The 25,873-nt window shown below is 69.5% G+C and carries 25 protein-coding genes, 2 tRNA genes and 1 pseudogene; 19 read left to right on the forward strand and 9 right to left on the reverse strand.

Features of this window, described 5'->3' with window-relative positions; translation table 11 throughout:
* Positions 1–54: 54 nt before the first annotated feature.
* The 5 genes and pseudogenes from ACFY1P_RS16355 to rpmH form a co-directional block, all read right to left on the reverse strand.
* Complete coding sequence (locus ACFY1P_RS16355) at positions 55–576, reverse strand: R3H domain-containing nucleic acid-binding protein (RefSeq protein ID WP_361524957.1); 522 nt, start codon at positions 574–576, stop codon at positions 55–57.
* A gap of 14 nt (positions 577–590) precedes the next feature.
* The gene (yidC, locus tag ACFY1P_RS16360) at positions 591–1,694 is read right to left on the reverse strand and encodes a membrane protein insertase YidC (protein ID WP_361524954.1); all 1,104 of its coding nucleotides are present in this window, start codon (positions 1,692–1,694) and stop codon (positions 591–593) included.
* A 3-nt stretch (positions 1,695–1,697) separates the two neighbouring features.
* Positions 1,698–2,015: a membrane protein insertion efficiency factor YidD gene (gene yidD / locus ACFY1P_RS16365; RefSeq protein WP_116212846.1), complete on the reverse strand. Its 318-nt coding sequence runs from the start codon at positions 2,013–2,015 to the stop codon at positions 1,698–1,700.
* 62 nt (positions 2,016–2,077) lie between these two features.
* Positions 2,078–2,446 (reverse strand): annotated as a pseudogene (gene rnpA, locus ACFY1P_RS16370) (ribonuclease P protein component); the annotation flags it as partial.
* A 25-nt stretch (positions 2,447–2,471) separates the two neighbouring features.
* Complete coding sequence (gene rpmH, locus ACFY1P_RS16375) at positions 2,472–2,609, reverse strand: 50S ribosomal protein L34 (protein WP_003949374.1); 138 nt, start codon at positions 2,607–2,609, stop codon at positions 2,472–2,474.
* A gap of 425 nt (positions 2,610–3,034) precedes the next feature.
* On the opposite strand from rpmH, the gene dnaA reads away from it, so the two are divergent.
* From dnaA to ACFY1P_RS16425, 10 genes are all read left to right on the forward strand, one after another.
* Entirely contained in the window at positions 3,035–4,939 is a 1,905-nt protein-coding gene (gene dnaA, locus ACFY1P_RS16380; RefSeq protein ID WP_361524951.1) for a chromosomal replication initiator protein DnaA, read from the forward strand.
* A 938-nt stretch (positions 4,940–5,877) separates the two neighbouring features.
* Positions 5,878–7,008 (forward strand): DNA polymerase III subunit beta, encoded by a 1,131-nt coding sequence (gene dnaN, locus ACFY1P_RS16385; protein ID WP_116212842.1) that lies wholly within the window; start codon positions 5,878–5,880, stop codon positions 7,006–7,008.
* 146 nt (positions 7,009–7,154) lie between these two features.
* Positions 7,155–8,030 (forward strand): phosphogluconate dehydrogenase (NAD(+)-dependent, decarboxylating), encoded by an 876-nt coding sequence (gene gnd, locus ACFY1P_RS16390; RefSeq protein ID WP_390750947.1) that lies wholly within the window; start codon positions 7,155–7,157, stop codon positions 8,028–8,030.
* 44 nt (positions 8,031–8,074) lie between these two features.
* On the forward strand, positions 8,075–9,199 hold the full coding sequence (recF, locus tag ACFY1P_RS16395) for a DNA replication/repair protein RecF (protein ID WP_361524944.1): 1,125 nt from the start codon (positions 8,075–8,077) through the stop codon (positions 9,197–9,199).
* Complete coding sequence (locus ACFY1P_RS16400; RefSeq protein ID WP_390750948.1) at positions 9,196–9,735, forward strand: DUF721 domain-containing protein; 540 nt, start codon at positions 9,196–9,198, stop codon at positions 9,733–9,735. Before recF ends, ACFY1P_RS16400 begins: the two co-directional genes overlap by 4 nt.
* 363 nt (positions 9,736–10,098) lie before the next feature.
* Positions 10,099–12,144 (forward strand): DNA topoisomerase (ATP-hydrolyzing) subunit B, encoded by a 2,046-nt coding sequence (gyrB, locus tag ACFY1P_RS16405; protein ID WP_361524938.1) that lies wholly within the window; start codon positions 10,099–10,101, stop codon positions 12,142–12,144.
* A gap of 51 nt (positions 12,145–12,195) precedes the next feature.
* Positions 12,196–14,826 carry a DNA gyrase subunit A gene (gyrA, locus tag ACFY1P_RS16410; protein ID WP_361524935.1) on the forward strand — a complete coding sequence of 877 codons (2,631 nt, stop codon included), beginning with the start codon at positions 12,196–12,198 and terminating at the stop codon, positions 14,824–14,826.
* 135 nt (positions 14,827–14,961) lie between these two features.
* On the forward strand, positions 14,962–15,708 hold the full coding sequence (locus ACFY1P_RS16415; RefSeq protein WP_361524933.1) for a DUF3566 domain-containing protein: 747 nt from the start codon (positions 14,962–14,964) through the stop codon (positions 15,706–15,708).
* Between the two features lie 72 nt (positions 15,709–15,780).
* Positions 15,781–15,854: transfer RNA gene (locus ACFY1P_RS16420), tRNA-Ile, on the forward strand.
* A 180-nt stretch (positions 15,855–16,034) separates the two neighbouring features.
* Entirely contained in the window at positions 16,035–16,169 is a 135-nt protein-coding gene (locus ACFY1P_RS16425; RefSeq protein ID WP_003958712.1) for a DLW-39 family protein, read from the forward strand.
* Between the two features lie 104 nt (positions 16,170–16,273).
* Here ACFY1P_RS16425 and ACFY1P_RS16430 read toward each other — a convergent pair whose 3' ends face one another.
* A complete protein-coding gene (locus ACFY1P_RS16430; protein ID WP_361524930.1) occupies positions 16,274–17,452 on the reverse strand; it encodes a serine/threonine-protein kinase in 1,179 nt (392 codons plus the stop codon).
* 14 nt (positions 17,453–17,466) lie between these two features.
* Positions 17,467–18,012, reverse strand: coding sequence for a DNA-binding protein (locus tag ACFY1P_RS16435; protein WP_301894166.1), 546 nt, complete (start codon positions 18,010–18,012; stop codon positions 17,467–17,469).
* A gap of 118 nt (positions 18,013–18,130) precedes the next feature.
* Between ACFY1P_RS16435 and ACFY1P_RS16440 the strand changes: the two genes are divergently transcribed.
* Positions 18,131–18,203: transfer RNA gene (locus ACFY1P_RS16440), tRNA-Ala, on the forward strand.
* A gap of 82 nt (positions 18,204–18,285) precedes the next feature.
* On the opposite strand, the gene ACFY1P_RS16445 is transcribed toward ACFY1P_RS16440, so the two are convergent.
* Positions 18,286–18,945, reverse strand: a complete 660-nt coding sequence (locus ACFY1P_RS16445) for a DUF5324 family protein (protein WP_390750949.1) — start codon at positions 18,943–18,945, stop codon at positions 18,286–18,288.
* A gap of 307 nt (positions 18,946–19,252) precedes the next feature.
* On the opposite strand from ACFY1P_RS16445, the gene ACFY1P_RS16450 reads away from it, so the two are divergent.
* Entirely contained in the window at positions 19,253–19,786 is a 534-nt protein-coding gene (locus ACFY1P_RS16450) for a peptidylprolyl isomerase (RefSeq protein WP_361524010.1), read from the forward strand.
* A 234-nt stretch (positions 19,787–20,020) separates the two neighbouring features.
* Positions 20,021–20,896 (forward strand): rhomboid family intramembrane serine protease, encoded by an 876-nt coding sequence (locus ACFY1P_RS16455; protein WP_361524007.1) that lies wholly within the window; start codon positions 20,021–20,023, stop codon positions 20,894–20,896.
* A gap of 285 nt (positions 20,897–21,181) precedes the next feature.
* Here the strand turns inward: ACFY1P_RS16455 and crgA are convergent, their stop codons facing one another.
* Positions 21,182–21,439: a cell division protein CrgA gene (gene crgA, locus ACFY1P_RS16460; RefSeq protein WP_361524004.1), complete on the reverse strand. Its 258-nt coding sequence runs from the start codon at positions 21,437–21,439 to the stop codon at positions 21,182–21,184.
* Positions 21,440–21,583: 144 nt separating this feature from the next.
* Between crgA and ACFY1P_RS16465 the strand changes: the two genes are divergently transcribed.
* The 6 genes from ACFY1P_RS16465 to ACFY1P_RS16490 all read left to right on the forward strand — a co-directional run bounded on the left by ACFY1P_RS16465 (position 21,584) and on the right by ACFY1P_RS16490 (position 25,806).
* Positions 21,584–22,348, forward strand: a complete 765-nt coding sequence (locus ACFY1P_RS16465) for a DUF881 domain-containing protein (protein ID WP_361524001.1) — start codon at positions 21,584–21,586, stop codon at positions 22,346–22,348.
* A 20-nt stretch (positions 22,349–22,368) separates the two neighbouring features.
* Positions 22,369–23,220 carry a class E sortase gene (locus ACFY1P_RS16470; protein WP_390750950.1) on the forward strand — a complete coding sequence of 284 codons (852 nt, stop codon included), beginning with the start codon at positions 22,369–22,371 and terminating at the stop codon, positions 23,218–23,220.
* 92 nt (positions 23,221–23,312) lie between these two features.
* Positions 23,313–23,489, forward strand: a complete 177-nt coding sequence (locus ACFY1P_RS16475; RefSeq protein WP_361523995.1) for a hypothetical protein — start codon at positions 23,313–23,315, stop codon at positions 23,487–23,489.
* Positions 23,486–24,124: an aminodeoxychorismate/anthranilate synthase component II gene (locus ACFY1P_RS16480; RefSeq protein WP_390750951.1), complete on the forward strand. Its 639-nt coding sequence runs from the start codon at positions 23,486–23,488 to the stop codon at positions 24,122–24,124. The genes ACFY1P_RS16475 and ACFY1P_RS16480 overlap by 4 nt, the downstream gene beginning before the upstream one ends.
* Positions 24,121–25,044: a class E sortase gene (locus tag ACFY1P_RS16485; RefSeq protein ID WP_390750952.1), complete on the forward strand. Its 924-nt coding sequence runs from the start codon at positions 24,121–24,123 to the stop codon at positions 25,042–25,044. Before ACFY1P_RS16480 ends, ACFY1P_RS16485 begins: the two co-directional genes overlap by 4 nt.
* A 51-nt stretch (positions 25,045–25,095) precedes the next feature.
* Complete coding sequence (locus tag ACFY1P_RS16490; RefSeq protein WP_390750953.1) at positions 25,096–25,806, forward strand: class E sortase; 711 nt, start codon at positions 25,096–25,098, stop codon at positions 25,804–25,806.
* The last annotated feature ends 67 nt before the right edge of the window (positions 25,807–25,873 follow it).

A 25,873-nucleotide genomic window follows, 5' to 3' on the forward strand; every position in this document is an offset into this window, starting at 1 on the left:
CTGCGAGCAGACGGGGCCGTACCCACCTGGAAGTGGGATGAAGAAGGGTAAAGATCAGGCCGGGAGGACGACCACGCGGCGCTGCGGCTCCTCGCCCTCGGACTCGCTGCGCAGCCCCGCGGCGGCCACCGCGTCATGGACGACCTTGCGCTCGAAGGGCGTCATCGGGTCGAGCTTGACGGCCTCGCCGGTGCTCCTGGCCTCTTCCGCGGCCTTGGCGCCCACCTGCGCCAGCTCCTCGCGCTTGCGCGCCCGGAAGCCCGCGATGTCGAGCATGAGGCGGCTGCGGTCACCGGTCTCCCGGTTCACCGCCAGCCGGGTGAGCTCCTGGAGCGCCTCCAGCACCTCGCCGTCGCGGCCGACCAGCTTCTGGAGGTCGCGGCTGGTCGAGTCGCTGATGATCGACACGGCAGCGCGGTCGGCCTCGACATCCATGTCGATGTCACCGTCGAGGTCGGCGATGTCCAGCAGACCCTCGAGGTAGTCGGCCGCGATCTCGCCCTCCTGCTCCAGGCGGGACAGGGTGTCGGTGCCCTCGGCGGCGACCTCGGTGGTCTGACGCTGCGTGTCCGTCACGGTGGACTCCTTCATTACTTCTTGGACGGGTGCTTGGGTCGCTGCGGGCCCTTGCGCTGCCCGGACTTGGCGGTGCGGGAGGAGCCGCCGCCCTGCTTGGGCTTGGCGTCACCGGGCTGCTGCTTCTCCAGCGAGGGCGAGGACTTCTTCTCCTCGGCACCGGCAGCCTGCTCGGCCTGCGGAGTGCTCGCGAGCTGGCGCTTGGCCTTCGGCTGCCGCTTGGGCTGCTGCCGGTTGGCCCGGGCGACCTCTGCGGCCTTCTTCGCCTCGACCTCCGCCGGGTCCTCCTTGAGCTTGCCCTTGGCCCGCAGCCGCTCCTGGCGCTGCTGGAAGGCGATGCTGCCCGGGGTGGGGTTGCGGCGGATGACGAACATCTGCTGACCCAGGGTCCACACGTTGGTGGTCAGCCAGTAGACCAGGACACCGACCGGGAAGTTGATGCCGAAGACGGCGAACATGATGGGGAAGACGTACATCAGCATCTTCTGCTGCTGCATGAACGGCGTCTTCACCGAGAGGTCGACGTTCTTCGTCATCAGCTGGCGCTGCGTGTAGAACTGCGACAGCGACATCAGGACGATCATGATGATCGTGACGACCCGGACGTCGGTCAGCGTGGCGCCCAGCGCCTCGACCTTGGACGCGGAGTCCATGAACTTCACGGACAGCGGGGCACCGAAGATGTGCGCCTTACGCGCGCTGTCCAGCAGGTCCGTGTTGATGACGCCGACGGTCTTGCCCTGAGCGATGTGGTTCAGGACCTGGTACAGCGAGATGAAGAAGGGCGACTGGGCCAGGATCGGGAGACAGCTCGAGAGCGGGTTGGTGCCCGTCTCCTTGTAGAGCTTCATCATCTCTTCGGACTGGCGCTGCTTGTCGCTCTTGTAGCGCTCCTGGATCGCCTTCATCTTCGGCTGGAGCGCCTGCATGTTCCGCGTCGCCTTGATCTGCTTCACGAAGAGCGGGATCAGGCAGATACGGATCAGCACCACCAGCGAGACGATGGACAGACCCCACGCCGCGCCACTGTCCTTGTCGAAGATCAGACTGTAGAACGAGTGGAACTGGACGATGATCCAGGAAACAGCGGTATAGAGAGGACCGAGGATCGTGTCCACGAATCAGGCTCCTTGGGCGTTGGGCTGAGTCTCGGGCTGTGCGGCGGGACCCACGGCGGGATGCCCACCCAGTCGGCTCCTCAGCCGCTGGTGCCAGACCGGACGCTTCCGGGGAGGAACGTGGTCGACGCCACCGAGCGACCACGGGTTGCAGCGCAGGATGCGCCAGGCCGTCAGCGCCGTTCCTTTGACCGCGCCGTGCCGGTCAATGGCCGTGTAGCCGTAATGCGAGCACGACGGGTAGTACTTGCAGACCGGGCCCAGGAGTGGGCTGATGGTCCACTGGTAGAGCTTGATCAACCACAGCAGCGGATACTTCACTGTGCGCTCCCTCCCGGGCCTCGGCCGGGGTTCCGGGGGGTCTCCCCCGAGGGACCGGAACAGCGCGGCGCCCCTCCCAGCAGCCGCTGCAGTGCGGTGTCGAGGTCGCGGGCCAGCTGATCGTGGTCCGCCTCGCCCGCGCCGGGCAGGGCCCGTACCACCACCAGGCTACCGGCGGGCAGCAGATCCAGCCGTTCACGCATGAGATGGCGCAGCCTTCGCTTCACCAGATTGCGTACGACCGCGATACCGACGGCCTTGCTCACGACGAAACCCGCACGCGCCGGGGGAGCAGTCTCCCCAGGCGTGTGCGGGTCCGTTGTACCGGTGCGTAGGTGGACGACGAGGAGCGGGCGGCCGGCCCGGCGCCCTCGGCGAACCGCGGTCGCAAAGTCCTCGCGCCGCCTCAGCCGAGACTCGGAAGGCAGCACGTCATGGACCTTGACGTCGGGCTGGTCAGGCCGACAGGCGGGCGCGACCCTTGCCACGGCGGGACGCGAGAATCGCGCGGCCGGCACGGGTGCGCATGCGCAGGCGGAAGCCGTGGGTCTTCGCGCGACGGCGGTTGTTCGGCTGGAAGGTGCGCTTGCTCACTCGGGGGCTCCAGAAATGAATCGTGTGATGGCGGGACATCGCCTGGCTGTCACCGTGCGCCCACGAGAAGCTCGCAATACGCCCGAGTGCACCGCTTCATGACCGCGATCCTGGTGGAACGCGGCCGTTGCCCATCGGAGGCAGGCGGCAGCAGCCATCGACAACTCGACCTGGTCACGGTACGCGCGGCTACGCCATTCGGTCAAACCGGCAGTGCACCAGGAATACACCGTAGCCTCCCACAGGCCGGGGAGGTGCCACGCCTCACGCCATGGCACATTTGTACACACCCTGTGGACAACGACTTGAACCGCACACCTCGGCCTGACTACCGTGGCTGAACTCTGAATCCTTCCCGCCCGTCCCGAGAACCACACATTCGTGGGACTGGGGGGCGCCCCCCGCTGACTGAGAGAGCGTGCCCTGTGGCTGACCTGCCTGCCGATCTTGCCGCAGTGTGGCCGCGCGTGCTCGAACAGCTCCTGGGGGAGGGCCGGGGCCCGGGCGGCCAGGGTGTCGAGGGCAAGGACGAGCACTGGATCAAGCGGTGCCAGCCGCTGGCGCTGGTCGCCGACACCGCGCTGCTCGCCGTGCCCAACGAATTCGCCAAGGGCGTACTCGAGGGCCGGCTCGCGCCGATCGTCAGCGAGACCCTGAGCCGCGAGTGCGGCCGCCCCATCCGGATCGCGATCACCGTCGACGACTCCGCCGGCGAGCCTCCCCCCGAGCGGCAGCAGGCCCCGCAGCAGTCGCGTTACGAGGAGCCCACGGGCCCGCACGCCGGCGGCCAGGGCCGCGACGCGTACGAGAGCCGTGACGCACGCGACACCTACGAGAACTACGACAGCCACGGCGGCTACGACGGCCGGGAGAGCTACGGCCGCCAGGCCCCCGCCGACGAGCTGCCGTCCGTCCGCCCCGCCTACCCCGACTACCAGCAGCCCCGCGCCGAGCCGGGCGCCTGGCCGCGCCACCAGGGGCCGTCCGCGCCGGACCGGGGGGACCGCGGCGACTACGGCTGGCAGCAGCCCCGCCTCGGCGGCTTCCAGGAAGCCGAGCGCGATCCTTACGCCTCGCACAACGGTCAGCAGCACGCGCCGTACGAACAGCAGCAGTCGTACGAGCAGCAGCAGGACTACCGCTCGCAGCAGCCCGAGCGCCTTCCGTACGAGCCGCCGCAGCGGCGTGAGCTGCCCGAGAGCCACGGCCGGGGCGGCCAGGGCGGTCCGCCCGCGTCCGGCGGTACCTCCGGCCCGCTCGCCTCGAAGCCGGCGTCCTCCACGGGCTCGGGCGAGCCGACCGCCCGGCTGAACCCGAAGTACCTCTTCGACACCTTCGTCATCGGCGCGTCCAACCGCTTCGCGCACGCGGCCGCGGTGGCGGTCGCCGAGGCGCCGGCCAAGGCGTACAACCCCCTCTTCATCTACGGCGAGTCGGGGCTGGGCAAGACCCACCTGCTGCACGCCATCGGGCACTACGCGCGCAGCCTCTATCCCGGCACGCGCGTGCGCTACGTGAGCTCCGAGGAGTTCACGAACGAGTTCATCAACTCCATCCGCGACGGCAAGGCGGACGCGTTCCGCAAGCGCTACCGCGACATGGACATCCTGCTGGTCGACGACATCCAGTTCCTCGCGAGCAAGGAGTCGACGCAGGAGGAGTTCTTCCACACGTTCAACACGCTCCACAACGCGAACAAGCAGATCGTGCTGTCCTCGGACCGGCCGCCCAAGCAGCTGGTGACCCTGGAGGACCGGCTGCGGAACCGCTTCGAGTGGGGCCTGATCACGGACGTGCAGCCGCCGGAGCTGGAGACGCGCATCGCGATCCTCCGCAAGAAGGCGGTCCAGGAGCAGCTCAACGCCCCGCCGGAGGTCCTGGAGTTCATCGCCTCCCGCATCTCGCGGAACATCCGCGAGCTGGAGGGCGCGCTGATCCGGGTCACCGCCTTCGCGAGCCTGAACCGGCAGCCGGTCGACCTCGGGCTCACCGAGATCGTCCTCAAGGACCTGATCCCGGGCGGCGAGGACGCCTCGCCGGAGATCACCGCGCCCGCCATCATGGCGGCGACCGCCGACTACTTCGGGCACACGGTGGAGGACCTGTGCGGAGCCTCGCGCAGCCGGGTGCTGGTGACGGCCCGGCAGATCGCGATGTACCTCTGCCGGGAGCTCACGGACCTGTCGCTGCCGAAGATCGGCGCGCAGTTCGGCGGCCGTGACCACACGACGGTCATGCACGCGGACCGCAAGATCCGCGCGCTGATGGCCGAGCGGCGGTCCATCTACAACCAGGTGACCGAGCTGACGAACCGCATCAAGAACGGCTGACGGACGGTCGCTGCGGGCCGCTCACGCACCACTGAGGGCGCCTCGGGAGCCTCCCGGGGCGCCCTCAGCCGTTCCCCGGGAGCGATCCTCAGCACCGCGCGGGCGGCCCGGAAACCGGTCCCAAGGTCCCTGTGGAGCGTTCCGGAAGGGCCCCGGAGCGGCAGCGGGGGAGGTCCGGAGCGGCTGCTCGTCCCCACCCTTGTTCGAATACGGAGCCTCCGGTGCCGGTTCTCCACAGATTTCCGGCCGACCGGCTGTCCACACCCTGGGGATCGCGAAGTTGTCCAGACGCTGTCCACAGCCGAGCCTGTTGATAGGCCATCAGGGGAGGTCAGCGGGGTGTGGATTTGTGGTCGACGACGTTCCACACCCTGTGGATGACGGATTCACCCACAAGGCCCCCTCGCGGTTGTCCACCGGCCGCCCACAGGGAAGTGGATGTTGTACACAGTCTTTCCACACCCCTGTCCACTGTTCGGTAACGAAACACTCCAGCTCACCGCACCGAGTGAAAGGCGTCACACGAAGTTGCCGGGTTGGGCTGTGGGGAACGTGGGTAAAACTGGGGACAGCGCTGGGGAGAAGTACCCCCCGCCTGTGCACGGGGTGTGCAGAACTTTCCGTGGTCCACAGAACACCCCGCTTTTCCACCGCCGCCGCCCACAGGGCCGGTGGACAAAAAATCCGCGCTGACCTGGGCAAAGACGGTTTTCCACCGTTTCCACAGGCCCTACTACTACGACCACAGAGATCTAGCGGGGAACTCGTTTCGAAGTGGGGCCTGTGCACAACTCGGCCGCGGGCCGCGCCACGCCCTCCGACCTGACTTGACCCCGAGGCGCACCGACTGTCAGCGACGTGCGTCAGACTGGTCTCCGGCAAATCGGCCGACGACGTAGCCAGCAGGGCGAGCCAGCAACAAGCAGGAGGCGGTTCCGGTGAAGATCCGGGTGGAGCGCGATGTACTCGCGGAGGCAGTGGCCTGGGCGGCCCGCAGCCTCCCGGCCCGTCCGCCGGTGCCCGTCCTCGCGGGCCTGCTGCTGAAGGCGGAGGAGGGCTCCCTGAGCCTCTCCGGCTTCGACTACGAGGTCTCGGCCCGCGTCTCGGTCGACGCGGACGTGGAGGAGGACGGCACCGTCCTCGTCTCCGGCCGCCTGCTCGCCGACATCTGCCGCGCACTTCCCAACAGGCCTGTGGAGATCTCCACCGACGGTGTGCGCGTCACGGTCGTCTGCGGCTCCTCGCGATTCACACTCCACACCCTTCCTGTGGAGGAATACCCGGCGCTGCCGCAGATGCCGACCGCCACGGGCACCGTCCCCGGTGAGGTCTTCGCCGCGGCCGCCGCCCAGGTCGCCATCGCCGCCGGCCGTGACGACACGCTGCCGGTGCTCACCGGTGTCCGGATCGAGATCGAGGGCGACACCGTCACCCTCGCCTCCACCGACCGCTACCGCTTCGCCGTCCGCGAGTTCATGTGGAAGCCCGAGACCCCGGACATCTCCGCGGTCGCCCTGGTGCCCGCCAAGACCCTGCTGGACACCGCCAAGTCGCTCAGCGGCGGCGACACGGTCTCCATCGCCCTGGCCGGCTCCGGCGCGGGCGAGGGCCTCATCGGCTTCGAGGGCGCCGGCCGCCGCACGACCACGCGCCTGCTGGAGGGTGACCTCCCGAAGTACCGCACGCTCTTCCCCACGGAGTTCAACTCCGTCGCCGTGATCGAGACCGCCCCCTTCGTGGAGGCCGTCAAGCGCGTGGCGCTCGTCGCCGAGCGGAACACCCCGGTCCGGCTGAGCTTCGAGCAGGGCGTGCTGATCCTGGAGGCCGGTTCCAGCGACGACGCACAGGCTGTGGAGCGGGTGGACGCCCAGCTCGACGGCGACGACATCTCGATCGCGTTCAACCCCGGCTTCCTGCTGGAGGGCCTCTCCGCGATCGACTCCCCGGTCGCCCAGCTGTCCTTCACGACCTCCACCAAGCCGGCGCTGCTCAGCGGCAAGCCCGCGGTGGACGCCGAGGCGGACGACGCGTACAAGTACCTGATCATGCCGGTGCGGCTGTCCGGCTGACCTGCGGAAACTCGCGGTAGGAGTGGGCCGGCTGTGACCAGTCGGCCCACTCCACTGTTGAGCGCCCGAGCCCACAGGTGTGCGCGGGCCGGCGGGCGTAGGCTCGGACCCGGACGTCACGGAAATCAAGGCATAGAGGATCACCCATGGAGCTCGGTCTCATCGGTCTCGGCAAGATGGGCGGCAACATGCGCGAGCGCATCCGCCGCGCGGGCCACACCGTCATCGGGTACGACCGCAATCCGGACCTCGGGGATGTCCACAGCCTCAAGGAGCTTGTGGATTCCCTTCAGGGTCCCCGCGTCGTCTGGGTCATGGTCCCGGCCGGCGCCGCGACCCAGTCCACCATCGACGAGCTGGGCGAGCTGCTCTCCCCCGGCGACGTCGTCGTCGACGGCGGCAACAGCCGCTGGACGGACGACGAGAAGCACGCCGAGGAGCTCGCGGCCAAGGGCATCGGCTTCGTGGACTGCGGCGTCTCCGGCGGTGTCTGGGGCCTGGAGAACGGCTACGCCCTGATGTACGGCGGCGACGCCGTCAACGTCGCGCGGGTCCAGCCGGTCTTCGACGCGCTCAAGCCCGAGGGCGACTTCGGCTCCGTCCACGCGGGCAAGGTCGGCGCGGGCCACTTCGCGAAGATGGTCCACAACGGCATCGAGTACGCCATGATGCAGGCGTACGCCGAGGGCTGGGAGCTGCTGGAGAAGGTCGACTCCGTCACCGACGTGCGCGAGGTCTTCCGCAGCTGGCAGGAGGGCACGGTCATCCGCTCCTGGCTGCTCGACCTCGCCGTCAACGCCCTGGACGACGACGAGCACCTGGACAAGCTGCGGGGCTACGCCGCGGACTCCGGCGAGGGCCGCTGGACGGTCGAGGCGGCGATCGACAACGCCGTGCCGCTGCCCGCGATCACCGCTTCGCTGTTCGCCCGTTTCGCGTCCCGCCAGGACGACTCCCCGCAGATGAAGATGATCGCCGCGCTGCGCAACCAGTTCGGTGGCCACGCGGTCGAGAGCAAGTAGTAAGCAGCAGCGAAGCAGTAGCCGGGAGAGGTCGGCGCCACCCCATGCACGTATCGCATCTGTCGCTGGCCGACTTCCGCTCGTACGCCCGGGTCGAGGTCCCGCTCGACCCGGGCGTCACGGCCTTCGTGGGGCCCAACGGCCAGGGCAAGACCAACCTCGTCGAGGCGGTCGGCTATCTGGCGACCCTGGGCAGCCACCGGGTCTCCTCCGACGCGCCGCTGGTGCGCATGGGCGCGGAGCGCGCGATCATCCGGGCCGCCGTCACACAGGGCGAGCGCCAGCAGCTGATCGAGCTGGAGCTCAACCCCGGCCGGGCGAACCGGGCCCGGATCAACCGCTCCTCACAGGTGCGCCCCCGCGACGTGCTCGGCATAGTCCGCACGGTGCTGTTCGCCCCCGAGGACCTGGCGCTGGTCAAGGGCGACCCGGGCGAACGCCGCCGCTTCCTGGACGAGTTGATCACCGCGCGCTCCCCGCGCATGGCCGGTGTGCGCTCCGACTACGACCGGGTGCTCAAGCAGCGCAACACCCTGCTGAAGAGCGCGGCCATGGCCCGCCGCCACGGCGGCCGCGGCCTGGACCTCTCCACCCTCGACATCTGGGACCAGCACCTGGCCCGCGCCGGTGCCGAACTGCTGGACCGGCGCCTCGACCTGATCGCCACGCTCCGGCCGCTGGCGGACAAGGCGTACGAACAGCTGGCGCCCGGCGGCGGCCCGGTCGCCTTCGAGTACCGCGGACCCGCGGCCATTGAAGGCGCCCACACCCGCGACGAGCTCTACGAGGCGCTGATCACCGCGCTCTCCGAGGTCCGCAAGCAGGAGATCGAGCGCGGCGTGACCCTGGTCGGCCCGCACCGCGACGAGCTCCTGCTCAACCTCGGCCGGCTGCCGGCCAAGGGATACGCCAGCCACGGCGAGTCCTGGTCGTACGCGCTGGCGCTGCGCCTGGCCTCGTACGACCTGCTGCGCTCCGAGGGCAACGAACCGGTGCTCGTGCTCGACGACGTCTTCGCCGAGCTGGACGCCCGCCGCCGCGAGCGGCTGGCGGAGCTGGTGGCTCCGGGCGAGCAGGTGCTGGTGACGGCCGCGGTGGACGACGACGTGCCGGGCGTGCTGGTGGGCGCGCGGTACGCGGTCACGGAAGGCACGGTCGAGCGCGCATGACCGGTGGCCAGGAGATGCCCGAGCGGCCCAAGGCGGCCGAGCCGTCCGGTGTGGATCTCGCGCGGGTGGCACTGCGGGCCGCGAAGGAGCAGGCGCGGGCGCGGGGCAACGCCGTGCAGCAGAAGAAGCAGGCGCGCCGCGGCGGCCTGCGCTCGGGCGCGCGGGCGGACGGCCGGGACCCGCTGCCGCTGGGCGCCGCGATCAACCGCCTGATCACCGAGCGCGGCTGGGAGGCGCCCGCCGCGGTGGGCGGGGTGATGGGCCGCTGGCCGCAGATGGTGGGGCCGGACGTCGCGCTGCACTGCGAGCCGCAGAAGTACGACGAGGACGCCCGGGTGCTGACCGTGCAGTGCGACTCGACGGCGTGGGCGACGCAGCTGCGGCTGCTGGCGCCGCAGCTGGTGGCCCGCCTGAACGCCGATCTCGGGCAGGGCACGGTGAAGGTGATCAAGGTGCTGGGGCCTGGCGGGCCCGGCCGCAGGTACGGGCCGCTGCGCGCCCCCGGGAGCACCGGGCCGGGCGACACCTACGGGTGATCCGGTGTGTCCCGCTGACGTCCGGCGGGCCCCGGCGGCACCCGGCGCGCTCACGGAGTGCGGGCGCCGCGCGCCGACGGCGGGGGAAGGACTCCGCTCACGGTAGCGGGCGGTTGACAGCCCGAAGCGCTGAGTGCCGCTGTGAGCCTCTTCGGGGCCGGTCCCACATATAGGGAGTCGGCTGATGCCGGTTCAGGGCGGCACGTGAGGACTCAGGCACCGCCAAACCCCCATTCATGTCAGTGCTACCGGTAGACTGGTGACAATCCCGCCGGTTCGCGGGACACGTCGACCAACGCAGAACGACGCAGCCGCTCCTGCCTGCCCCGGGTGGGGTCTCCCCGCCGTAGGCAGGGATGGCCTGTGCTGTGCCAGAAAGGGCGCTTCGTGGCCGATTCCGGCAACCCCAACGAGAACATCCCTTCCACGAGCGGCGCGGCCCCCACGGGCTCACCCGCGGGTGAGGCGGCGTCGTACGACGCCAGCGCGATCACCGTCCTGGAAGGACTGGACGCGGTCCGCAAGCGGCCCGGCATGTACATCGGCTCGACCGGTGAGCGTGGCCTGCACCACTTGGTGCAGGAGGTCGTGGACAACTCCGTCGACGAGGCCATGGCCGGTCACGCGGACACCATCGAGGTGACGATCCTTCCCGACGGCGGCGTGCGCGTCGTGGACAACGGCCGTGGCATCCCGGTCGGCATCGTCCCCTCCGAGGGCAAGCCCGCCGTCGAGGTCGTCCTGACCGTGCTGCACGCGGGCGGCAAGTTCGGCGGCGGCGGCTACGCGGTCTCCGGCGGTCTGCACGGCGTCGGCGTCTCGGTCGTCAACGCGCTGTCGACGCGCGTCGCGGTCGAGGTGAAGACCGACGGCTTCCGGTGGACCCAGGACTACAAGCTCGGTGTCCCCACGGCCCCGCTCCAGAAGAACGAGGCGACGGACGAGACCGGCACCTCCGTCACCTTCTGGGCCGACGGCGACATCTTCGAGACCACCGAGTATTCCTTCGAGACGCTGTCGCGGCGCTTCCAGGAGATGGCGTTCCTCAACAAGGGCCTGCGCATCTCGCTGACGGACCTGCGCGCCGACCACGTCGACGAGGAGGGCAAGCCCCTCTCGGTGGACTACCACTACGAAGGCGGCATCGTCGACTTCGTGACGTACCTCAACGCCCGCAAGGGCGAGCTGATCCACCCGACCGTCATCGACATCGAGGCCGAGGACAAGGAGCGCATGCTCTCGGTCGAGATCGCGATGCAGTGGAACAGCCAGTACAGCGAAGGTGTCTACAGCTTCGCCAACACCATCCACACCCACGAGGGCGGCACCCACGAAGAGGGCTTCCGCTCCGCGCTCACCGGTCTGATCAACCGCTACGCCCGCGAGAAGAAGCTGCTCCGCGAGAAGGACGACAACCTCACGGGTGAGGACATCCGCGAGGGTCTGACCGCGATCATCTCCGTCAAGCTCGGCGAGCCGCAGTTCGAGGGCCAGACGAAGACGAAGCTCGGCAACACCGAGGCGAAGACCTTCGTGCAGAAGGTCGCCCACGAGCACCTGACGGACTGGCTGGACCGCAACCCCAACGAGGCCGCGGACATCATCCGCAAGTCCATCCAGGCGGCGACCGCGCGCGTCGCGGCCCGCAAGGCCCGCGACCTCACCCGCCGCAAGGGCCTGCTGGAGTCGGCGTCGCTGCCGGGCAAGCTCAGCGACTGCCAGTCCAACGACCCGACCAAGTGCGAGATCTTCATCGTCGAGGGTGACTCCGCCGGCGGCTCGGCCAAGTCCGGCCGCAACCCGCAGTACCAGGCGATCCTCCCGATCCGCGGCAAGATCCTCAACGTCGAGAAGGCGCGGATCGACAAGATCCTCCAGAACACCGAGGTCCAGGCCCTGATCTCGGCCTTCGGCACCGGTGTGCACGAGGACTTCGACATCGCCAAGCTCCGCTATCACAAGATCATCCTGATGGCGGACGCCGACGTCGACGGTCAGCACATCAACACCCTGCTGCTCACCTTCCTCTTCCGCTTCATGCGGCCGCTGGTCGAGGCCGGGCACGTCTACCTCTCCCGTCCCCCGCTGTACAAGATCAAGTGGGGCCGGGACGACTTCGAGTACGCCTACTCCGACCGCGAGCGCGACGCCCTGATCCAGCTCGGCCGGGAGAACGGCAAGCGGATCAAGGACGACTCGGTCCAGCGCTTCAAGGGTCTCGGTGAGATGAACGCCGAGGAGCTGCGCATCACCACCATGGACGTCGACCACCGCGTGCTCGGCCAGGTCACCCTGGACGACGCCGCGCAGGCGGACGACCTGTTCTCGGTGCTCATGGGCGAGGACGTCGAGGCACGGCGCTCCTTCATCCAGCGCAACGCCAAGGACGTCCGCTTCCTCGACATCTGAGCCTGTCGGCCCACGAGAAACAGCCGCAGCGCGAAAGGACTTTGAACAGCAATGGCCGACGAGACCCCCGAGACTCCCACCGCCCCCGTGCCCGAGGTGACGCCCGAGGGCGCCCCCGCCCCCCTGGAGGGCGTCGGGATGCGCGTCGAGCCCGTCGGGCTCGAGACCGAGATGCAGCGCTCGTATCTGGACTACGCGATGAGCGTCATCGTCTCGCGTGCGCTCCCGGACGTGCGCGACGGCCTCAAGCCGGTGCACCGCCGCGTGCTCTACGCGATGTACGACGGTGGCTACCGCCCCGAGAAGGGCTTCTACAAGTGCGCCCGCGTCGTCGGTGACGTCATGGGTACGTACCACCCGCACGGTGACGCCTCGATCTACGACGCGCTCGTCCGCCTCGCCCAGCACTGGTCGATGCGGATGCCGCTGGTGGACTCCAACGGCAACTTCGGTTCCCCGGGCAACGACCCGGCCGCCGCCATGCGGTACACCGAGTGCAAGATGATGCCGCTGTCCATGGAGATGCTCCGGGACATCGACGAGGAGACCGTCGACTTCCAGGACAACTACGACGGCCGCAACCAGGAGCCGACCGTCCTGCCGGCCCGCTTCCCGAACCTGCTGATCAACGGTTCGGCGGGCATCGCGGTCGGCATGGCCACCAACATCCCGCCGCACAACCTCCGCGAGGTCGCCGAGGGCGCCCAGTGGTATCTGGCGAACCCCGACGCGAGCTCCGAGGAGCTCCTCGAGGCGCTCATCGAGCGGATCAAGGGCCCCGACTTCCCGACCGGCGCCCTCGTGGTGGGCCGCAAGGGCATCGAGGAGGCGTACCGCACCGGCCGCGGGTCGATCACCATGCGCGCCGTCGTCGCGGTGGAGGAGATCCAGAACCGCCAGTGCCTGGTGGTCACCGAGCTGCCCTACCAGGTCAACCCGGACAACCTCGCGCAGAAGATCGCCGACCTGGTGAAGGACGGCAAGGTCGGCGGCATCGCCGACGTCCGCGACGAGACCTCCTCCCGTACGGGCCAGCGCCTGGTCGTCGTGCTCAAGCGGGACGCGGTCGCCAAGGTCGTCCTCAACAACCTCTACAAGCACACCGACCTCCAGACGAACTTCGGCGCCAACATGCTGGCGCTCGTCGACGGTGTGCCGCGCACCCTCTCGATCGACGCCTTCATCCGCAACTGGGTCACGCACCAGATCGAGGTCATCGTCCGGCGCACCCGCTTCCGGCTGCGCAAGGCCGAGGAGCGCGCGCACATCCTGCGCGGTCTGCTGAAGGCCCTGGACGCCATCGACGAGGTCATCGCGCTGATCCGGCGCAGCGACACGGTCGACATCGCGCGCGAGGGCCTGATGGGCCTGCTGGCGATCGACGAGCTCCAGGCCAACGCGATCCTGGAGATGCAGCTGCGTCGCCTGGCCGCCCTGGAGCACCGGAAGATCACCGCGGAGCACGACGAGCTCCAGGCGAAGATCAACGAGTACAACGAGATCCTCGCCTCGCCCGAGCGGCAGCGGATGATCATCAGCGAGGAACTGACCGCGATCGTCGAGAAGTTCGGCGACGACCGGCGCTCCAAGCTGGTCCCCTTCGACGGCGACATGTCCATCGAGGACCTGATCGCCGAGGAGGACATCGTCGTCACCATCACCAACGGTGGTTACGTCAAGCGCACCAAGACCGAGGACTACCGCTCGCAGAAGCGCGGCGGCAAGGGCGTCCGGGGCACCAAGCTGAAGCAGGACGACATCGTCGACCACTTCTTCGTCTCGACCACGCACCACTGGCTGCTGTTCTTCACCAACAAGGGCCGGGTCTACCGCGCCAAGGCGTACGAGCTGCCGGACGCCGGCCGGGACGCCCGTGGCCAGCACGTGGCGAACCTGCTGGCCTTCCAGCCGGACGAGAAGATCGCCCAGATCCTCGCCATCCGCGACTACGAGGCGGCGCCCTATCTGGTGCTCGCCACCAAGTCCGGTCTGGTGAAGAAGACTCCGCTGAAGGACTACGACTCGCCCCGCTCGGGCGGTGTCATCGCCATCAACCTCCGGGAGACGGAGAGCGGCGCGGAGGACGAGCTGATCGGTGCCGAGCTGGTGTCCGCCGAGGACGACCTGCTGCTGGTCAGCAAGAAGGCACAGTCGATCCGGTTCACCGCAACGGATGAAGCTCTCCGCCCCATGGGCCGCGCGACCTCGGGCGTCAAGGGCATGAGCTTCCGCGAGGGCGACGAGCTGCTCTCGATGAACGTGGTCCGGGCCGGGACGTTCGTGTTCACCGCCACCGACGGTGGGTACGCGAAGCGGACGAACGTCGACGAGTACCGCGTCCAGGGCCGTGGCGGCCTCGGTATCAAGGCGGCCAAGATCGTGGAGGATCGTGGCTCGCTGGTCGGCGCTCTGGTGGTCGAGGAGACCGACGAGATCCTCGCCATCACCCTCAGCGGTGGTGTGATCCGGACCCGGGTCAACGAGGTGCGGGAGACAGGCCGTGACACCATGGGCGTTCAGCTGATCAACTTGGGCAAGCGCGACGCCGTCGTGGGTATCGCGCGCAATGCCGAGGCCGGTCGCGAGGCTGAAGAGGTCGAGGAGTTGGCCGACGCAGCCGCGGGCGACGGGCCCCAGATGGCCGAGGGCGCGGAGCCCCCGGCCGAGGACACCGAGGAGTAAGTCGTGAGTCGAGCCACGGGCGCCGCGGCAAGCGGTGCGGGTGCCAAACCCACCACCGCCGCCCCTGCCGCAGAGAAGGCCGGCGCTCGTGGCTCCGGCACGTCCGGGGCCGACTCCAAGTCCAAGGGGGGGACTGTGACGGACACCCGCGACCCGAAGCCCTACCACCCGCCGAAGGCGTACGAGCCGCCGGCGGAGGGTTCCGCTTCGGGTTCCGGTTCCACGAGCTCCAAGAGCTCCGGCGCCAAGGACGGGAAGGCGGCGAAGGCCGCCAAGGAGCCGAAGGGCCGGGCGGCCGCAGAGGACGCCGGGAAGCCCGGGAGCGCCTCCGCCGCGGAGCCCGCCGGGAAGGACTCCACGGCCGCGGCCAAGGCACCGGCGGCGGATCGGGGCACCCCGGCCGCCAAGGGCCCCGCCAAGGGCCGTCCGCCCGCCCAGCGGGCCGCACAGGAGCAGCAGCCCCGGGCGCCCCGCCCGGCGGCTCCGGCGGCGGCAGCGGCCCGTCCCGCGCCGCGTACGCGCTCGGCGCGGCTGCGGGTGGCCAAGGCCGACCCGTGGTCGGTGATGAAGGTCAGCTTCCTGCTGTCCATCGCGCTGGGCGTGTGCACGATCGTGGCGGCCGCGGTGCTGTGGACGGTCATGGACGCCATGGGCGTCTTCTCGACCGTCGGCGGCACGATCAGCGACGCCACCTCCAGCGAGGGCGGCGGCTTCGACCTCCAGTCCTTCCTGTCGCTGCCGAACGTCCTCCTCTTCACGTCGGTCATCGCGGTGATCGACGTGGTCCTGGCGACCGCGCTGGCGACGCTGGGTGCCTTTGTCTACAACCTCTCGGCGGGCTTCGTCGGCGGTGTGGAGCTGACCCTCGCCGAGGACGAATAGCGGCGACCTGCACCGGGGGCCCGGACGATTTTGGGACTGGGCCCCAAGTGCGCTAATCTTTCGGTGTCGCGCGGGGCTATAGCTCAGACGGTTAGAGCGCTTCCCTGATAAGGAAGAGGCCACAGGTTCAAGTCCTGTTAGCCCCACCGCACGATCGGGCCGGACGGAGAATTCTCCGTCCGGCCCGATCTGTTTTCCGTGCCGGGGAGTTGGGCCCGTACCGGGTGTGAGAAGTGGACCCGGCACAGGTCACCGGTCGGTATCGGTCGGTGTGTATCATCGGCCACCAGAGGTCCCCTTACGTCAAGGAAAGACGAGGTCGCGCGGTGAAGAAGCTCCTCCTGGTCGCACTGGCCGCCATCGGCGGGCTCCTCGTGTACCGCCAGATCCAGGCGGATCGCGCCGAGCAGGACCTGTGGACGGAGGCGACCGACTCCGTGCCCGCAGGTTCGGGTGTGTAAGACAAAAGAGTCCTGACGCAGGGCCCCGGCCGCCGACGCGGCCGGGGCCCTGTTGTGTTTGCGGCAGTAAACAAAATGGTTGCGAACGTGAATCAGTGTGTGGGTCAGCCGACGGCCAGCGCCCAGATGCCCACCGCGAGGCAGAGCAGCGCCACGATCAGCACCGGCACGGCGACCTTCGCCGGCGGCGGCCCCACGGCCCGGGACGGCGGAGGCGAGGCCGCAGCGGGCGGACGTACGGGCACGGGAGGCGTTCGCGGCACGGCAGGGGCGGTAGGGGGCGTGGGGCGGCCGGTGGCGGCCGAGGCGGGCGGGAAAGGGGGCTCAGGAGGCGTTCCGGGCGCCTGACCGGGCGGCAGCCGGGGCGTCGGGGGCGTACCGGCGTCCCCGGGCGTCTCGCGCGGCTCGGGCCCCTCGGGGCCGAACCCCGGTGGCAGGGGCCCCAGATGGTCGAAGACCTCGATCGGCTCCTCGTCCGGCCCCGGCCCGTCCATCAGCTCCACGGCCTCGGCCAGTGCCTTCCGGGCGCCCGTGGCCGTACGGAACCGCATGCACGGGTCGGGTTGCAGCAGGCCCGCGAGAACGTGCCAGAGCGGTTCCGGTACGCCCTCCGGCGCGGTCGGTGTGCCGTGTTCCAGGAATCTCCGCACCAGCGCTTCCGCGTCGGGTTTGCGGCCGGTGAGGAGGTAGAGGGCCATCAGCCCGACGGCGAACAGGTCCGCGGGGAAGTCGGGTTCGTCGCCCAGCATTTGCTCGGGGGCGAAATAACCGGGCGTCCCCATCACGTAGTTGGTGTCCGTCAGTCTCGGTTCGCCCTTGCGCATGGCGATGCCGAAGTCGGAGAGCCGCACATGGGGGCGGCCCGTACCGGTCGCCTCCAAAAGGACGTTGGCCGGTTTGATGTCCCGGTGCACCACCCCCTCCGTATGCACCGCCGACAGGCCCGAGAGCAGCTGATCGAGCACGAGACACACGAAATACGGCGGTAATGGGCCGTAGTCACCGATGAGATGGGCGAGCGAACCGCCGCGCACCACATCCATGGTGAACAGCACCTTGTCGTCGTCCGCCGCCCAGCTCATCGGCGCCAGCACATGGGGGTGGTCGATGCGCAGACCCTGCTCGCGGACGAATCTCAGCAGGGTGTGGGCATCGCTCTGCTGAAGCACCTTCGCCGCCACATAGCGCCGCCTGCGGTGGTCCCAGGCCCGCCAGACGGCTCCCACCCCGCCCCGCCCGATCGGGTCGACCAGCTCGTACCGCCCCGCGAAGACCTCACCCATCGCGTTCGCGTCGGTCAGCTCTGGTGCGCCTCGTAGTGGGCGACCGCCTCGGCGGTGCGCCCGGCGCCGTACACCCGCAGGAACTCGGCCAGTTCGGGATGGGTGGGGGCGAGGGTCTGCGCGGCGTCGATGATGTCGCCCGCGCCGGCCACCGAGCGCAGCAGCGACTGGATCTCCCGCACCACGCGCCGCACGGTCGGGGCGCCGCTGCTGGCCGTGGTCTGGGTGGAGTTGAGGACCGAGCCGCCCGAGCTCTTCTTGACCTCCTCCATCCGGTCGGCGGCCTCGGCGGCGCTCACGCTGCCGTCGGCGACCTGGCTGGAGAGCTCCTGGAGGGCCTGCACCCGCTGCACCACCGCGGGGTTGCCGATCTTCGCCCGCTGACCGCTCATCAGCTGCGAGAGCATGGGCGCGGACAGGCCCAGAACGGAGGCGAGACGGGCCTGGTTGAGGCCGAGATCGTCGATGAGACGGCGGAACAGCGCCCCCAGGGGCTCTCCGTACCAGCTCCGCTGGAGCTCCCGTGCGCGGGCGGTGGCTTCCTGCTGTGCTGCGTCCATCTCGCTCTCCCCTTCGCTTCGCTGCCGCGAATCTTGCGGTGCATCCTACGGAGAGTGGTGGGTCGCGGCGATACCCGGTCGGGAAAGGGGGCCGTCACCGGGTATCCTGATCGGCGAAGGGGCCTTAGCTCAGTTGGTAGAGCGCCGTCTTTGCATGGCGGATGTCAGGAGTTCGACTCTCCTAGGCTCCACAGGAGAACAGCCGCGAGGCGGGAGACCCGATCGGTCTCCCGCCTCGCGGCTTTTTGTCTGTCCTGAGGGCGTCGGCCCAGGTCAGAGCCGGTCGTCGCGCTCCTCGATGTCGTCCTCGGCGAGGTCTTCGCGGTCCTGCTTGGCCTGCACGTCGGGGTCCAGGGAGCCGGCGCTGCCGTCCACCGAGCTCAGCGGGTTCCGGTCGGAGACCTCGGTGGGGGCGGGCGGCTCGACCAGCCAGTCCGGGTTGGCCTGTTTGTCCCACCACTTCCAGGCGGCGTACGCGCCTCCCGCCAGCAGCCCCAGCAGGACGAAGCGCTTGGCGACCCGGCCGGCACGGCAGCGGCGGCCGCGCTTGGCCAGCAGCTTCTCGATGTCGGCGGCGGACACCTGGCCGCGCAACGCGGCGATCGCCGCGGCGCCCCGGGCGACGGCCTCGTCGCGCACCGGCTCGGCGGCGGCGCGGGCCCGGGCGGCGGCCTGGTCGACCTTCGGGGGCAGGGACTCGCGGACGTGCTCCAGGCGCGGGGCCAGGTGCGCGTGGTACTGCTCGCCGGCGCTGCTGCGCGCCTGTCGCGTGGCGGCCGAGACCTTGGGAGCGAGCCGGGTGCGGGTTTCGTGCGCATAGTGCACGGCGGCGTCCTTGGCCGTGCCGGCGTAGGGCGCCACCACTTCCGCGGCGTGCCGCACGCTGTCCTTCGCCGTGTGGGTCGCTGCGCGCACGCTGTCTTTGCGGGTCACGAGAACCTCCTCCTCGGTGGCGTATGTTTTGTCGCCTTTCCACCCAGTGGAAAATCATGCCTGCCGGTGGGCGGTCCGGCACCTGCGAGCGGGCATCCGGGTCATCGAGCGGCGCTCCGGCACCGGGCACACCGGTGAACGCCCGTAGGCATCAATGGGCACTAAGAGGGCATCAGCGGGTTACGAAGAGCTTCGATCGACAATGCCACGATTTCGCGCCGCGCGAGGGCGTTTGACCGCTACTCGGCGCGAAGCCGTCCGTGCAAGGATCGGTAGCCGTCCAGTGAAGACTTATGGAAGGTAGAACGTGGCCGAGCAGCTGTACGCCACCCTGAAGACCAGCCAGGGCGACATCGAGATCCGGCTGCTGCCGGACCACGCGCCCAAGACGGTGCGGAACTTCGTCGAGCTCGCCAAGGGCGAGCGGGAGTGGGTCAACCCGCAGACCGGCCAGAAGTCCACGGACAAGCTGTACGACGGCACGGTCTTCCACCGCGTCATCCAGGGCTTCATGATCCAGGGCGGCGACCCGCTGGGTAACGGCACCGGCGGCCCGGGCTACACCTTCGCGGACGAGTTCCACCCCGACCTGGCCTTCACCAAGCCCTATCTGCTGGCCATGGCCAACGCGGGTCCGGGCACCAACGGCTCGCAGTTCTTCATCACGGTCTCGCCCACCGCCTGGCTCACCGGCAAGCACACGATCTTCGGCGAGGTCAGCGGCGAGGCCGGGCGCAAGGTCGTCGACGCCATCGCCAACACCGCGACCAATTCGCGCACCGACCGCCCGGTGGACGACGTCGTCATCGAGTCGGTCGTCGTCGAGTCCCGCAAGGGCTGACGTCACCGAGGCCGGACGTCACCGGATCCGACGACATCGACGTCAGACATCGGCGTCAGACATCGACGCCACCGGATCCGACGTCATCGAGGGCTGACGTCACCTTCCGAGCCGTGGCCTCACCCTTACGAGGCGTGGCTTCCGGGAACCCGGCGCCCTGCCCGTCCGTATGACGGGCGGGGCCGCACGCCACCCGACGACAAGGCCCGCCCGTGACAGGCGCAAGGGGAACGCATGAACGACCAGGCTCTCGGCTGCTACCGGCACCCGGACCGGGAGACAGGCATCCGCTGCACCCGCTGTGAGCGGCCGATCTGCCCGCAGTGCATGGTCAGCGCGTCGGTCGGTTTCCAGTGCCCGGAGTGCGTCGGCGCCCATGCCGGCAGCGCGGGTCCGGGCGGGCCGCCGCCGCGCGCCGGTGCGCCGCGCACGATCGCGGGCGGTGCCCACGCGTCCGACCCCCGCCTGGTGACCAAGATCCTCCTCGGCCTCAATGTGGCCCTGTGGGTCGCGGTGATGATCGCGGGCGACCGGTTGGTGGAGGATCTGGAGCTGTTCGGCAGAGCGCGGCTGACCTTCGCCGGTCCGGTCGAGGGCGTCGCGGAAGGCCAGTGGTACCGCCTGCTGACCTCGATGTTCCTGCACCAGGCGCCGATGCACATCGCGTTCAACATGCTCTCGCTGTGGTGGCTCGGCCCCCCGCTGGAGGCGGCGCTCGGCCGTGCCCGCTATCTGACGCTCTATCTGCTGGCCGGCCTGGGCGGCTCGGCGCTGACCTTCCTGGTCGCCGACCCGGCCCAGCCCTCGCTCGGCGCCTCCGGCGCGATCTTCGGTCTGCTGGGTGCGACGGCCGTGCTGATGCGACGGCTGAATTACGACATGCGGCCCGTCGTCGCGCTGCTCGTGCTCAACCTGATCTTCACCTTCGCCTGGTCGAACATCGCCTGGGAGGCCCACATCGGCGGGCTCGTGGTGGGCACCGCCGTGGCGTACGGCCTGGTGCACGCCCCCAGGCAGAAGCGGGTGCTGGTGCAGCGGGCGACCTGTGGGCTGGCGCTGCTGGTGATCGCGGGAGCCGTGGTCGTCCGGACGCTTCAGCTCACCGGGTGATCTTTTCCCCCGAGGGCCCCGGACTCCGGAGAGCCGGGTTGTCCACAGCGCGTGCGGGATCTTGTGCATGCCGTGGGGAACAGCTGTCCGACATCGCACAGAGCTACGTTTGTGCTGGGTGGGGCCCTGTGACCCGGGCTACACCGCGCCGGTGATCAGTCACACCGGTGTCAACGCCGGGGAAGTTATCCACAGATCTTCTGAGTTTTTCCCCACTGTGGACGAGGCTGTGGATAACTCCCCGGAAGGCTGACCGGAGGGCTTGCGCGAAGCCCGGTCAGGCCCCTACTTCCACTGGGTGGAGACCACGAATCCCGCGGCGATGAAGCCGAAGCCGACCACGATGTTCCAGTTGTGCAGCGACTCGACCGGCATGTCGCCACTGGTCACATAGAAGATGACGATCCACGCCAGCCCGATCAGGAACATCGCCAGCATCAGAGGGGCGACCCAACCGCGGCCGCTGCTCAGCTTGATGTTCTGTTGCTGCTTCGCCGGCGGTGGCGTGAAGTCGTCCTTCTTGCGGATCCGTGACTTCGGCACGAGGAACTCTCCTGTCGATGCGCTGCGTGACCGCGCTGGGGATACAAGGGCTGGCCGCCGAGTCGGGAAGCGCCGGGAACGCTCCCTTCCCCCGGGCGTCCGTTAGCGTAGTGCTTCCGCGGCGTCGGAGAGGATAAGGGTACGTTGAGCAATTCTGCGGACTCCACCAGCACGCCTTCCCGGCGATTCCGGCCGGTGCGGCTGCTGACCGGCGGGGTCTTCGCGCTCGCCGGCCTCATCTTCTGGACGAGCTTCAACACCGCGCACGGCACCAACATCCGCACCGACGACTCGATGCTCCGGCTGTCCGACCTCATCCAGGAGCGCAGCCGCAAGAACGCCGACCTGGACGACAGTGCCGCGGGCATGCGCTCGCAGGTCGACGCCCTCGCCCGGCGCGACAACGGCAACAGCGCCGCCGAGAACAAGAAGCTCGCCGACCTGGAAGCGGACGCGGGCACCAGCAAGATCCAGGGCACGGGCCTCTCCGTCACCCTCACCGACGCGCCGCCCAACGCCACTCCGCGGATCCCCGGCGTCCCCGACCCGCAGCCGAACGACCTGGTCATCCATCAGCAGGACCTCCAGGCCGTGGTCAACGCCCTGTGGCGGGGCGGCGCCAAGGGCATCGAGGTCATGGACCAGCGCCTGATCTCCACCAGCGCGGTCCGCTGCGTCGGCAACACCCTCATCCTCCAGGGCCGCGTCTACTCCCCGCCGTACAAGGTGACCGCCGTCGGCGACCGCGGCGCCCTGCGCAAGGCCCTGGACAGCTCGCCCGCGATCCAGAACTACCTGCAGTACGTGACGGCGTACGGCCTCGGCTGGAAAGTCGACCAGCACGACGCGGTGACTCTTCCCGGCTACTCGGGCACAGTGGATCTCCACTACGCCAAGCCCATGGGGTAAACCCGGGAGGGGGTCGGCCGATGAGCGCGAGACTCGTCGTCCGGACACTCAGCGAGCTGTGCGTCACCATCGGCACCCTGATCGTCCTGCTGGTGGTCTACGTCCTCTACTGGACCGGCGTACGGGCGGACAGCGCGATGGACGGCGAGCTGGACCGCCTCCACGAACGGTGGTCGGCCGCCGCACCGCCGACGGAGCGGCCGCCGGACGGGCCGGCCACGCGGGCACCGGGGCAGGCGGCGGGACAAGCACCAGGCGGCACGGCAGGCGGAACGGCGGAGCAGCCGGCCGGGCAGCCGGCCGGAGAGGCGTCGGCGCCGACGGCGGCGGGAGAGCCAGGGGGACGGCAGAGCGGCACCGGCGGTGGTGGTGAAACGGTTCCGCGACGACCGTCCGCCTACGTCCCCGGCGACGCCTTCGCCGTCATGTACATCCCCCGCCTCGGCTCCGGCTGGGCCAAGCCCGTCCTCCAGGGCACCGGCACCGCGAACCTCAAGAAGGGCCTCGGCCACTACGACCGGACCGCCGGGCTCGGCGAGACGGGCAACTTCGCGGTCGCCGGTCACCGCCGCACCTACGGGGACCCCTTCAAGGACCTCCCCGAACTGCGCGCCGGTGACGCGGTGGTGCTCACCGACGGCACGACGTGGTTCACCTATCGCGTGGACGGCGCCCCCTACCGGACCCGCCCCGACGACATCGGCGTCATCGACCCCGTGCCCGCCGAGTCCGGCTACCGCGAGCCCGGCCGCTATCTCACCCTCACCACCTGCGAACCCGAGTGGGGCCACAGCCACCGGCTGATCGTCTGGGCCCACCTGGAGGCCACCGGCCCGGTCGCCGAGGGCAAGCCCAAGGCTTTGCTCAGCTGACCCACCAGGCTCTCCCGCGCCCCTTACCCTGGTGCTGCAAATCGATACTCCATCGACCTGTATCGACTACGTCATCGGCAAGTGGGGACAGCATGTACGGCTGGATCTGGCGGCATCTGCCGGGCAACGCATGGGTGCGGGCACTGATCTCGCTGCTGCTCGTGCTGGCGATCGTCTACGTCCTGTTCCAGTACGTCTTCCCCTGGGCGGAACCGCTGCTGCCGTTCAACGATGTGACGGTCGACAACGGAATGGCGGTCAGCCGGTGAGTGCGCGCATCCTCGTCGTGGACAACTACGACAGCTTCGTCTTCAACCTCGTGCAGTACCTCTATCAACTCGGCGCCGAATGCGAGGTCCTGCGCAACGACGAGGTCGAACTGAGCCACGCCCAGGACGGCTTCGACGGCGTGCTCCTGTCGCCCGGTCCGGGCGCGCCCGAGCAGGCGGGCGTCTGCATCGACATGGTGCGGCACTGCGCCGCGACGGGCGTGCCGGTCTTCGGCGTGTGCCTCGGCATGCAGTCGATGGCCGTCGCGTACGGCGGTGTCGTCGGCCGGGCCCCCGAGCTGCTGCACGGCAAGACCTCGCTGGTGACCCACGGCGGTTCCGGCGTCTTCCAGGGCCTGCCCTCGCCCTTCACGGCCACCCGCTACCACTCGCTCGCCGTCGAGCGCGAGAACTGGCCGGACGAGCTGGAGATCACGGCCTGGACCGAGTCGGGCATCGCGATGGGCCTGCGCCACCGCGACCTGCCGGTCGAGGGCGTCCAGTTCCACCCCGAGTCGGTGCTCACCGCGTGGGGCCACCGGATGCTCGCCAACTGGCTGGTGACCTGTGGCGACAAGGACGCGGTGGAGCGCTCCGCGGGGCTCGCCCCGGTGGTGGGCAAGGCCGGGGCGTGACCACGCTCCGCCCCGAACCGGCCCCCAGGGTCGTATCGCAGCCGCTGCCGCCCGAGGACCACGCGACCATGGAGCTGCGCAGGGTGGACGCGCTGGTTCCGGCGCAGGCGGTGCGACCCGGTGGCCGGGCCGAGCGGCGGAAGGCGGCACACAAGGCTCAGAAGGCCCGCAGGACGCACAGATCACACAGGGCGCAGCGGAGCGCCGGGGCGGCGGCCGCGGGCCGGGTGGCGCCCAAGGAGAGCCTCGGCATCCTGCTGTGCCGCCTGGTGGGCGAGCTGTTCATCACCGCCGGGGCGCTGATGCTGCTGTTCGTCGCGTATCAGCTGTGGTGGACGAACGTGATAGCCCATCAGCAGGCGGGCGGCGCTGCCAAGCACCTCCAGAAGACCTGGGACAAGGGCGCCGGGGTGGACCGGGACGCGGGGGCGTTCTCGCCCGGCGAGGGCTTCGCGATCATCTACATCCCCTCCCTGGACGTGAAGGCCCCGATCGCCGAGGGCACCGGCAAGCACCAGGTCCTGGACCGGGGCATGGTCGGCCACTACGGCGAGAACCCGCTGAAGACCGCGATGCCCTGGGACAAGCAGGGGAACTTCGCGCTGGCCGGCCACCGCAACACCCACGGCGAGCCGTTCCGTTACGTCAACCGGCTGAAGCCCGGCGACAAGATCGTCGTGGAGACGCGGAGCACGTTCTACACCTATGAGATGACGAGCCGCCTGGATCAGACGTCTCCGGCGAATGTCACGGTCATCGCACCCCTACCCAAGGGTTCGGGGTTCTCGGGGCCCGGCCGCTACATCACGCTCACGACCTGCACGCCGGAATTCACCAGTACGTACCGCATGATCGTCTGGGGCAAGATGGTCGACGAGCGGCCCCGGAGCAAGGGCAAGCCGGACGCCCTCGTCGAGTGAACGAGTTGACGGCACACAGCGGCACAGCGGAACGAAACGGGGTACGGCGCGGTGGCACGGAACGACGACGGTGAGCCACGGCGGCGGGAACCCGCCCGGAGGCGGATCGCCGCCACCGTCGGAGTGATCGGCGAGCTGCTGATCACCGCGGGCGTGCTCATGGCCCTCTTCGTCGTCTACTCCCTGTGGTGGACGAACGTGCTCGCCGACCGCGAGGCGAAGCGGCAGAGCAACCACGTGCGCGACACCTGGGCCAAGCCGGGACCGGGCGCCCTCGACACCAAGGACGGCATCGGCTTCCTGCACGTGCCGTCGATGAAGAACGGCGAGGTGCTCGTCAAGGGCGGCACCGGCACGGACGTCCTCAACGAGGGCGTCGCCGGCTTCTACCGCGACCCCGTGAAGGCCGCGATGCCCTGGGACAAGCAGGGCAACTTCACGCTGGCGGCGCACCGTGACGGCCACGGCGCGAAGTTCCACAACATCGACAAGATCAAGACCGGTGACGCGGTCGTCTTCGAGACGCGCGACGTCTGGTACGTCTACAAGGTCTACGCCGAGCTGAAGCAGACCTCGAAGTACAACGTCGACGTCCTGGACGCGGTCCCGAAGGAGTCCGGCAAGAACACCCCGGGCCGCTACCTGACCCTGACGACCTGCACCCCGGTCTACACCTCGGACTACCGCTACATCGTCTGGGCCGAGCTGGACCACACGGAGAAGGTCGACAGCGCGCGGACGAAGCCGAGGGAACTGCGCTGAGACGGACGAACGCCGGAGGGGCTGGAAAATTTCCAGCCCCTCCGGCGTTTGAGAACAACCTCGCGCA

Source organism: Streptomyces sp. NPDC001407 (assembly GCF_042895325.1).
Lineage (GTDB): Bacteria > Actinomycetota > Actinomycetes > Streptomycetales > Streptomycetaceae > Streptomyces.